Here is a 9,124-nt window from a genome sequence, read left to right as displayed (position 1 = left end):
AATCAAGAGTGAAAAAAAGATAGCAGAAAACCCGCAACCCATTTATTTTCAATGGATTGCGGGTTTTTTGGTCCGAGTGACTGGATTCGAACCAGCGGCCTCTTGAACCCCATTCAAGCGCGATACCAAACTTCGCCACACCCGGAAATTGCCGCCTGATTCAGACGGCTTGATTATAGTACCACAGCCAGGCAGGAAATGCAAGTCTTTTTTTATTTTTTCTCGCCCTTTTTCGAAAGAGTTTAAACCCAGCTGTCCTCCAGCTCGTGTTTGCGCTCCCGGGTCATCAGCTCGACGATCACCGCCCGGGGATCTTTGCCGTGATAGAGCACCTGATAGGCCGCCTCAGTAATGGGCATTTCCACCCCCGCCTTCTGGGCCAACGCCCGGGCGGTGGCTGCGGCGTAATACCCCTCCACCACCGCGCCGATCTCTTTCACCGCCTGGTCCGTGGGAACACCCTTGCCGATGAGGATACCGCAGCGGCGGTTGCGGGAGTGCATGGAGGTACAGGTGACAATCAAATCCCCCACGCCGGTGAGACCGGCAAAGGTCTCCCGCCGACCGCCCATGGCCACGCCCAGCCGGGCGATCTCGGTCAGGCCCCGGGTCATCAGGGCAGCCTTGGTGTTGTCGCCGAAGCCCATTCCGTCACATACGCCGGCGCACAGGGCGATGACATTTTTCAGGGCGGCCCCCAGCTCCACCCCCACTACGTCGTCGGAGGCATACACCCGGAAGCGCTCATTCATAAACAGATCCTGGACCAGCTCGGCGGCGGAGCGCTCCTTGGAGGCGGACACCACCGCGGTGGGGACCCGGCGGCCCACCTCTTCGGCGTGGGAGGGGCCGGACAGCGCCACGATGGGGTGGTCCTGTCCCACTTCCTGGGCGATGGCGTCGGTGAGGGTGAGGGAGGTGTCCTTCTCAATTCCCTTGGACACGGAGACCAGCACGGCGCCGGACTCCAGCAGCGGGGCCACCGTCCGGGCGGTGGTGCGCACGGCAAAGGAGGGGGTGGCCAGCACCACCACGCCGCAGCCTTTGACACAGTTGGTATCGGAGGTGAGCTTCAAACCCTCCGGCAGGGGAACACCCTTGAGCATGGGGTTCTCTCTCTGCTCCTTCAGCACGGCGGATTCCGCCTCGGTATAGGACCAGAGGGTGACATCGTGGCCGTTTTCCAGCAGTACCAGGGCCAGGGCCGTACCCCAGCCGCCGCTGCCCATGACAGAAATTTTCATATCCCGCTCCTCCGTCCTTACTTTTTATGGTGCAGGCTGAATTTGGATTCGGTGCCGCTGAGGATGCGCTGGAGGTTGCCCCGGTGCTTCCACACGATCAGGCCGCCGATGAGGATGGCCAGCACCAGCAGCAGCCACTGGCGGTAGACAAACCAGGTGGCAAAGGGAAAAGAGGCCCCGGCCCAGATGGAGCCCAGGGACACCCACTTGGTAAGAATGGCCAGCACCAGGAAGCCGCCCCACACCACCAGGGCGATGCGCCAGTCCATCATAATGGCGATGGTACCGCCGGAGAGGATGCCTTTTCCCCCCTTGAACTGGAACATACAGGGGAACATGTGGCCCAGCAGGCAGAAGGCGCCCGCCCAGTACTTTCCCAGAGCGATGATCAGGTAGTCATCGGCAATGAGGTACCTGGCGGCCAAAATGCCCACCCAAACCGCCACGATGGCCTTGAGCACATCGGTGAGGATAACCATAAAGGTGAGAGGGCCGCCAAAGGTGCGGTAAAAGTTGGTCAGGCCGGCGTTGCCGCTGCCGTGGGTACGTACATCGTCCCGGAGAATATACTTGGAGACAATGACCGCTCCGTTAAAGCAGCCGCAGAAATAGGCCACCACCGCCACCAGAATGGCGGGGAGGATGGCGTGCTGGGCCGCCGCAGCCGGGGCGGCAGGCAGGTTGGGAGCAATGCCCGCAGGAACTGTGGTGGGGTACACGTTCAGCCCTCCTTCTCGCTCTTCTGCCGGATGGTGAGGCGCACGGGGGTACCCTCCAGTCCGAAGGTGGAGCGAATTTGATTTTCCAGATACCGCTGGTAGGAGAAGTGAAACAGCTTGGCGTCGTTGCAGAAGCAGACAAAATGGGGGGGCTTGATCCCCACCTGGGTCATATAGTAGATTTTCAGCCGTCTCCCCTTGTCGGTGGGGGGCTGCACCCGGGCGGTGGCGTCGGCCAGCACCGAGTTGAGCATACCGGTGGTAATGCGCAGGGAGGCCTGGTCCACCACGTAGTTGATGAGGTCGAACAGCCGCTCCACCCGCTGGCCCGTCAGGGCGGAGATAAACAGGATGGGGGCATAGGTCATATAGGACAAGTCCCGGCGGATGTCCTGGCGCATGCGGTCCATGGTCTTGTCGTCCTTTTCCACCGCGTCCCATTTGTTGACCACGATGATACAGGCCTTCCCCGCCTCATGGGCCAGACCGGCCACCTTGGTGTCCTGCTCGGTGACCCCCTCGCCCGCGTCAAGGAGGATGAGGCACACATCCGCCCGCTCGATGGCCATGGTAGCCCGGAGAACGGAAAACTTTTCAATCGGGTCGTCCACCTTGGCCTTCTTGCGCATGCCGGCGGTGTCGATAAACAGGTATTTGCCCTTCTTGTTTTCAAAGTAGCTGTCCACCGCGTCCCGGGTGGTACCCGCCATATCGCTGACAATCACCCGCCGCTCTCCCAGGATGCGGTTGACCAGGGAGGACTTGCCCACGTTGGGCTTGCCGATGATGGCCACCTTAATGACGTCGTCCGTCTCTTCCTCCTCGTCCTCCGGGGGAAAGTATTGGAAGCAGGCGTCCAGCAAATCGCCGGTGCCGTGGCCGTGGACGGCGGAGACAGGGATGGGGTCCCCCAGGCCCAGGTTGTAAAATTCGTAAATGTCCGGATTGGTGTGGCCCACCTGGTCCATCTTGTTCACCGCCAGCACCACCGGCTTGCCCGAACGCAGCAGCATATTGGCCACCTCCTGGTCGGAGGCGGTGAGACCGGTCTTGATGTCGCACAGAAAAACAATCACCGTGGCGTTCTGGATGGCAATTTCCGCCTGCTGGCGCATGAAGGCCAGAATCTCGCTGTCGGTCCCCGGCTCGATGCCGCCGGTGTCCACCAAATCAAATTTCCGGTTCAGCCACTCCGCCTCGGCATACAGCCGGTCCCGGGTGACGCCGGGGGTATCCTCCACAATGGACAGCCGCTGACCCACCAGCTTATTGAAGAGCATGGACTTGCCCACATTGGGCCGGCCCACAATGGCAACTAAAGGCTTCACAGTATCTTCTCCCTTCTGGTCAGGGGTTGTAACGGTAATATTCCGCCTCCGGCGGCAGGACGGGGCAGCCGGAGGCCACCTCCCGGCCCAAAATGGCGTCCACCAAATCAAAGCCGCTGTCCGCCGGCACCGGAACTACGCTTACTCCCAGGGTCTGCTCCAGCTGCTCCACCGTCACATCGTCCAGAAATACCCGCTCTCCAGCCCGGAGCATATTGTCCGGCAGCAGCAGCCGCTCTCCCAAGTGCTTTTCCCGGAGCTGCTCCAGCAAGTCTCTGCCGGTAACAAGGCCGGAAACGGTGATGGTCTCCCCGAAAAAGCGGTTGCGGACAGGATAGACGTTGCCCTTTATATTACCACATTTTTCCCTTGCTTTGTCAACAATTTCCTGGACAAACGGGGCGGCGGACAGACCGGTGGCGATGGAAAAGGGGGGCGGCTCCACGCCGGACAGGTCCTCATCCTCCAGGGCCAGCTCCGCCTGATGGAGGAGCAGCCGCAGCATACCCACCCCGTTTTCCAGCTGGTTGAAGTCCTCATAGTACCCCTTCTCCGGCAGCGTCCGGCCGGCGATGAGATAGAATTCGTCGGAGCACCAGGCCAGGCTGGTGCCGTGCTCCGCCAGGAAGGCGGCGGCAAAACCCTCCACCTGATCAATGAGAGCGGCGGCTTGCTCCCCGGTATAGGGATGGATTTCACACAGTCCCTCCCGGAACCTGGTGAGACCCACCGGCACCACCGCCACGCTGGCCACCGCCGGATGGAGGGCGGCCAGCTCCGCCAGGGTGCGGTCCAAGGCGGGGCCGTCGTTGACACCGGGGCAGGCCACAATCTGGCAGTTCATGGTAATCCCCACCTGGGCAAACCATCCCATCACCTCCAGGCACTCCCCCGCCCGGGGGTTTTTCAGCATGGCGGTACGCAGCGCCGGGTCGGTGGCATGAACGGAAATATTGATGGGACTGATGCGCAAATCCATTACCCTCTGTATTTCCCGCCGGGAGAGATTGGTAAGCGTAATATAATTCCCCATCAAAAAAGACAGGCGGGCGTCATCATCCTTGAAATACAGCGTCTCCCGCATCCCCGGCGGCATCTGGTCCACAAAGCAGAAGATGCACCGGTTGGCGCAGGAGCGGGCCTTGTCCATGAGATAGCTCTCAAAGTTCAGGCCCAAGTCCTCCCCCTCCTCCTTCCGCACCCGCAGGGTGCGGCTGCCTCCGTCGGGGCCGGTGAGGGTGAGTTCCAGCCGGGAGTCGTAGGAATAGAACTTGTAGTCCAGCACGTCCATAATGAGGTGGCCGCTGATATGGGTCAGCTGTTCCCCCGGCCGTACGCCCGCCCGATCCGCCGGGCTGCGGGGGTCCACCGATGCGATTTTGTTCAGGCTCATGGACGTGCGCTCCTTTTTCGATGGGTCATTTTCTTTATTGTACCCGAATTCCGGGCAAAAAGAAAGAGGGGCTTGCCTCCCCTCGTTCTTTTCAGGCTATTTACTTCGCCTCGGCGGACTCCACCTTGCCCAGCTCATGGCCGTTGTAGGTCATGCAGCTCTTGCACATCCGGTGGGGCAGGCGGAACGCACCGCACTTGGGGCAGGTGGTGACGCCGGGAGTCTCCAGCTTCCAGACGGAGCTGCGGCGCTTATTCCGGCGCTGCTTGGACACTTTACTCTTAGGGACTGCCATTTATGACACCTCCTTAGGTTCATGCCCTGGCCGGGCAAAACTTACGCATGGTCTTTATCCAACAGCTGCGCGAGGGCAGCCAAACGTGGATCAACTTCCTTCCTGCATCCGCAGGGTCCCTCATTCAGGTCGGCGCCACAGGTGGGACACAGCCCCTTGCAGTCCTCCGAACAGACGTGCTTGGCATCCATGGACAGCACCAGGGCGGTGGTGAAGATCTCCTCCAGATCGGCCTGTCCGTTGTCCAGCAGCACGATCTCGTCGCTCTCCTCATCCTCCAGCTCCTCCGCCAGCAGGGTGGACACCGGCAGCTCCAGGACCTGGGAAAAGGGCCTCAGGCAGCGGTCACAGGTCAGTTCCAGGGTGGTCTCCGCCGCCCCCTTCAACTCCAGGGCGCCGGCGGCATTGCGCACCGTACCGCTGATCTGAATGGGGTGGGCAAAGGGCTTCTCCCCATAAAAGTCCAGCCCGGACAGATCCAGCTCAAACCGGAAGGGCAGGGACGCGCCGGGGGCATGGATAATCGGTCGGAGATCAAGTCGCATGATACACCTCACACAATGGCACAGCAGACATTATACTCAAAACCGCCGCCATTGTCAAATACTTTTTCACTTTTCCCGGAATTTATGATATAATACCCTCACCATCCCGGCCTGCCGCCGGGTTTTCAGGAGAATTGCCCATGAAGGAGTTTATCATCGGCAAAAATGACGCCGGGCAGCGGCTGGACCGCTGGCTGGCCAAGACCCTGCCCCTGCTCCCCGGCCCCCTGGCCCAGAAGTACATCCGCCTCAAGCGGGTGAAGGTCAACGGCAAGGGCTCGGCCCGGGACGTGCGCCTCCAGGTGGGGGACGTGCTGCAATTATACATCAACGACGAGTTTTTTGACACCCCCCGGGAGGACAACGCCTTTTTGGCGGTGTTCCAGCCCCGGCTGGACATTGTGTATGAGGACGAAAACCTGATGCTCCTCAACAAGCGCCCCGGCCTGCTGTGCCACGCCGACGAGCACGAGAAGGTGAACACCCTCATCACCCACATCCAGGCCTATCTCTACCAGAAGAAGGAGTGGAACCCCAGGGACGAGCACGCCTTCACCCCCGCCCTGTGCAACCGCATCGACCGCAACACCGGGGGCATTGTCCTGGCGGCCAAGAATGCCGAGACCCTGCGCATCCTCAACCAGAAAATCAAAGACCGGGAGATTTCCAAGTACTACCTGGCCATCCTCCACGGCACCATGTCGCCTCCTCAGGGCAAGCTGGAGGGGTTCCTGCTGAAGGACGAGGACAAAGCCCAGGTGAAGGTGTTCTCCCGGCCGGTACCCGGGGGAAAGAGCGCCGCCACCCTGTATCGGACATTGAAGGTCCACCGGGGTCTGTCTCTGGTGGAGTGTGAGCTGCTCACCGGCCGCACCCATCAGATCCGGGCTCAGTTTGCCGCCGCCGGCCATCCCCTGCTTGGGGACGGCAAGTATGGCCGGGAGCGGGACAACAAGCGCTACGGGCGCTCCTTCCAGGCTCTGTACTCCTACAAGCTGGCCTTCCCCTTCCCCACCGGCGCGGGAATCCTGGAATACCTGCGGGGGAAGGTGTTTGCCGTATCCCAGGTGGATTTTGTTTCGGAGTACTTTCCGGACCGGCAGGCCCAGCCCCGGCAGCCGCAAAATCCCTGAAAAAATCCTGGGTTTTTTCTTGACTTTTTTCGCGATACCATATATATTTGTTTCGTCATTAGGGCGTACCCAACCGCCGGTTTGGGTGCGCCTTTTACTACCTTTTGAGAAATGGGGGAGGATACATGTCCAAGGAACTGATCCGCCTGTCGGATTGCTTCATGAAATTTGACGACGATGTGATTCTGGACCATATCAACCTTTATATTAACGATAAGGAGTTCCTCACGCTGCTCGGTCCCTCCGGGTGCGGCAAAACCACAACGCTGCGGATTATCGGCGGCTTTCAGAAGCCCACTTCCGGCGATGTGTATTTTGACGGCGTGAGGATCAATGACGTTCCCCCCCATAAGCGGAAGGTCAACACCGTCTTTCAGAAGTACGCCCTGTTCACCCACATGAACATCTTTGAAAATGTGGCCTTCGGCCTGCGGGTGAACAAGGTGCCTGATCCCAAGGATCCCAAGCGGATGATAAAAGTTCCCGAGTCTGAGGTCAAGCAGCGGGTGGAGGAGGCCCTGGCCCTGGTCAATCTGGCGGGCTACGGCAAGCGGTCGGTCAACTCCCTCTCCGGCGGCCAGCAGCAGCGGGTGGCCATCGCCCGGGCCATTGTCAACCGGCCCCAGGTCCTCCTGCTGGACGAACCCCTGGGCGCCCTGGACCTCAAGCTGCGCAAGGACATGCAGATCGAACTCAAGCGGATTCAGCAGCAGGTGGGCATCACCTTTATTTACGTCACCCACGACCAGGAGGAGGCCCTCACCATGTCCGACACCATTGTGGTGATGAACGAGGGCAAAATCCAGCAGATCGGCACTCCCGAGGACATCTACAACGAGCCCAAGAACGCCTTTGTGGCCGACTTCATCGGGGAGAGCAACATCATCGACGGCATCATGCACGCCGACAAGGTGGTGGGGATGTACGGCAAGAAATTTCAATGTCTGGACGGCGGCTTTGCCCCCAACGAGCCGGTGGACGTGGTCATCCGCCCGGAGGACATCGACATTGTCCCCGAGGCGGAGGGGCAGCTTACCGGCACCGTCACCGAGGTCACCTTCAAAGGCATCCACTACGACATCATTGTGGATTTTAGGGGCTTCAAGTGGCTCATCCAGACCACGGACTACTCTCCCGTGGGGGCCAGGATTGGGGTGAAGATTGATCCCGACGGCTTCCACATCATGAAGAAGAGTCCGTACTCCGGCACCTTCGGCGATTACAGTTCCTACTCCTCCGAGTACGACGAGCTCAATGAGGACCGGCTGGAGGAGGAGGACGGCGATGAAGAATAAGTGGCTGGCCGCCCCCTATGTGGTGTGGATGGCCCTGTTTGTGGTGGCGCCGCTGGTGCTGGTGGTGGTCTTCGCCTTCACCAGCAAAACCGGGGGCGTGACCCTGGACAATTTCAGCAGCATGGGAACCTATCTGCCCGCCTTCGAGCACTCCTTCCTGCTGGCCATCGCCGCCACCGCCATCTGTATCCTCATCGGCTACCCCCTGGCCTACTTCCTCTCCCGGGAGAGTCTGATGGTGCGCAAGGTGGCTATGATGCTTATCATGCTGCCCATGTGGATGAACTTTCTGCTGCGCACCTACGCCTGGATGTCCATTCTGGACGACAACGGCCTCATCAACCAGTTTCTATCCGCCATCGGCTTTTTCAGTCTGGTCAACGGTATTTTCGGCACCGATCTCCAGGCCATCCACATGATCAACACCCAGGGGGCCATCGTGCTGGGCATGGTGTACAATTTCCTGCCCTTCATGGTGCTGCCCATTTTCTCCGTGATCGACAAGATTGATCCCCGGGTCATTGAGGCGGCTCAGGATCTGGGCGCCAACGGCGCCATGGTGTTTCGCAAGGTGATCTTCCCCCTGTCCCTGCCGGGGGTCCTGTCCGGGGTGACCATGGTGTTCATCCCGTCGGTGTCCACCTTCGCTCTGTCCCGGCTGCTGGGGGGCGGCAAGACCCTGCTGCTGGGAGATTTGATTGAGATGCAGTTTTTGGGCAATGCCTACAACCCCCACCTAGGCTCGGCCATCGCCCTGGTGATGATGGTTATCGTGCTGGTGCTTATGGCCATCATGAACCGCTTCGGCGAAGGGGAAGAGGGGGTGGCGGTGCTGTGAAGAAGCGTCACATTCCCTCTCGGATTTTTACCCTGCTGGTATACGTGTTCCTGTACGCCCCCATTGTGCTGCTCATTGTCTTCTCCTTCAACGCCACCAAGAGCAACCGGGTGTGGGGGGGCTTCTCCACCCAGTGGTATGTAGAGCTGTTCCACAACACCCGCCTGCTGGGGGCGCTGCGCACCACCATTATCCTGTCGGTGCTGGCCGCCGTCATCGCCACCATCCTGGGTACCGCCGCCGCCATCGGATTCTATTCCATGCGCCGGCGCTCCCGCACCGCCTTTTTGGCGGTGAACAACATTCCTTTGACCAACGCGGACATCATCACCGG

9 protein-coding genes, 1 tRNA gene and 1 pseudogene are annotated in these 9,124 nt (G+C 60.2%); 4 read left to right on the top strand and 7 right to left on the bottom strand.

The genetic code is table 11. The annotated features are described in order from the left end of the window. Window positions 1-68: 68 nt before the first annotated feature. From Q0J74_RS08885 to Q0J74_RS08855, 7 genes are all read right to left on the bottom strand, one after another. Window positions 69-145, bottom strand: a tRNA-Pro gene (locus Q0J74_RS08885). A gap of 97 nt (window positions 146-242) precedes the next feature. Then, window positions 243-1,244: an NAD(P)H-dependent glycerol-3-phosphate dehydrogenase gene (locus Q0J74_RS08880; RefSeq protein WP_297213529.1), complete on the bottom strand. Its 1,002-nt coding sequence runs from the start codon at window positions 1,242-1,244 to the stop codon at window positions 243-245. A gap of 17 nt (window positions 1,245-1,261) precedes the next feature. Continuing rightward, on the bottom strand, window positions 1,262-1,963 hold the full coding sequence (locus Q0J74_RS08875) for a glycerol-3-phosphate acyltransferase (protein WP_297213526.1): 702 nt from the start codon (window positions 1,961-1,963) through the stop codon (window positions 1,262-1,264). 2 nt (window positions 1,964-1,965) lie between these two features. Then, window positions 1,966-3,291 carry a ribosome biogenesis GTPase Der gene (gene der, locus Q0J74_RS08870; RefSeq protein ID WP_297213523.1) on the bottom strand — a complete coding sequence of 442 codons (1,326 nt, stop codon included), beginning with the start codon at window positions 3,289-3,291 and terminating at the stop codon, window positions 1,966-1,968. 19 nt (window positions 3,292-3,310) lie between these two features. Continuing rightward, window positions 3,311-4,684 carry a DUF512 domain-containing protein gene (locus Q0J74_RS08865; RefSeq protein ID WP_297213520.1) on the bottom strand — a complete coding sequence of 458 codons (1,374 nt, stop codon included), beginning with the start codon at window positions 4,682-4,684 and terminating at the stop codon, window positions 3,311-3,313. 100 nt (window positions 4,685-4,784) lie between these two features. Then, a complete protein-coding gene (rpmF, locus tag Q0J74_RS08860; RefSeq protein ID WP_297213518.1) occupies window positions 4,785-4,979 on the bottom strand; it encodes a 50S ribosomal protein L32 in 195 nt (64 codons plus the stop codon). 41 nt (window positions 4,980-5,020) lie between these two features. Continuing rightward, entirely contained in the window at window positions 5,021-5,524 is a 504-nt protein-coding gene (locus tag Q0J74_RS08855; protein ID WP_297213516.1) for a YceD family protein, read from the bottom strand. A 140-nt stretch (window positions 5,525-5,664) separates the two neighbouring features. On the opposite strand from Q0J74_RS08855, the gene Q0J74_RS08850 reads away from it, so the two are divergent. From Q0J74_RS08850 to Q0J74_RS08835, 4 genes and pseudogenes are all read left to right on the top strand, one after another. After that, window positions 5,665-6,657: an RluA family pseudouridine synthase gene (locus Q0J74_RS08850; RefSeq protein ID WP_297213512.1), complete on the top strand. Its 993-nt coding sequence runs from the start codon at window positions 5,665-5,667 to the stop codon at window positions 6,655-6,657. A gap of 125 nt (window positions 6,658-6,782) precedes the next feature. Continuing rightward, complete coding sequence (locus Q0J74_RS08845; protein ID WP_297213509.1) at window positions 6,783-7,952, top strand: ABC transporter ATP-binding protein; 1,170 nt, start codon at window positions 6,783-6,785, stop codon at window positions 7,950-7,952. After that, the gene (locus Q0J74_RS08840) at window positions 7,942-8,790 is read left to right on the top strand and encodes an ABC transporter permease (RefSeq protein ID WP_297213506.1); all 849 of its coding nucleotides are present in this window, start codon (window positions 7,942-7,944) and stop codon (window positions 8,788-8,790) included. Before Q0J74_RS08845 ends, Q0J74_RS08840 begins: the two co-directional genes overlap by 11 nt. Beyond that, window positions 8,787-9,124: pseudogene (locus tag Q0J74_RS08835) on the top strand (ABC transporter permease); the annotation flags it as partial. The gene Q0J74_RS08840 and the pseudogene Q0J74_RS08835, both read left to right, overlap by 4 nt.

Origin of the sequence: uncultured Flavonifractor sp. (genome assembly GCF_944387675.1) — a bacterium.
GTDB lineage: Bacteria > Bacillota > Clostridia > Oscillospirales > Oscillospiraceae > Flavonifractor.
This window is presented reverse-complemented; position numbering and strand designations above follow the sequence as displayed.

Bases quoted from the DNA above. Each gene is read 5' to 3' on its own strand.
- Q0J74_RS08880 (WP_297213529.1), bottom strand. From the start codon at position 1,244: ATGAAAATTTCTGTCATGGGCAGCGGCGGCTGGGGTACGGCCCTGGCC.
- Q0J74_RS08865 (WP_297213520.1), bottom strand. From the start codon at position 4,684: ATGAGCCTGAACAAAATCGCATCGGTGGACCCCCGCAGCCCGGCGGAT.
- Q0J74_RS08840 (WP_297213506.1), top strand. From the start codon at position 7,942: ATGAAGAATAAGTGGCTGGCCGCCCCCTATGTGGTGTGGATGGCCCTG.
- Q0J74_RS08855 (WP_297213516.1), bottom strand. From the start codon at position 5,524: ATGCGACTTGATCTCCGACCGATTATCCATGCCCCCGGCGCGTCCCTG.
- rpmF (WP_297213518.1), bottom strand. From the start codon at position 4,979: ATGGCAGTCCCTAAGAGTAAAGTGTCCAAGCAGCGCCGGAATAAGCGC.
- Q0J74_RS08845 (WP_297213509.1), top strand. From the start codon at position 6,783: ATGTCCAAGGAACTGATCCGCCTGTCGGATTGCTTCATGAAATTTGAC.
- Q0J74_RS08850 (WP_297213512.1), top strand. From the start codon at position 5,665: ATGAAGGAGTTTATCATCGGCAAAAATGACGCCGGGCAGCGGCTGGAC.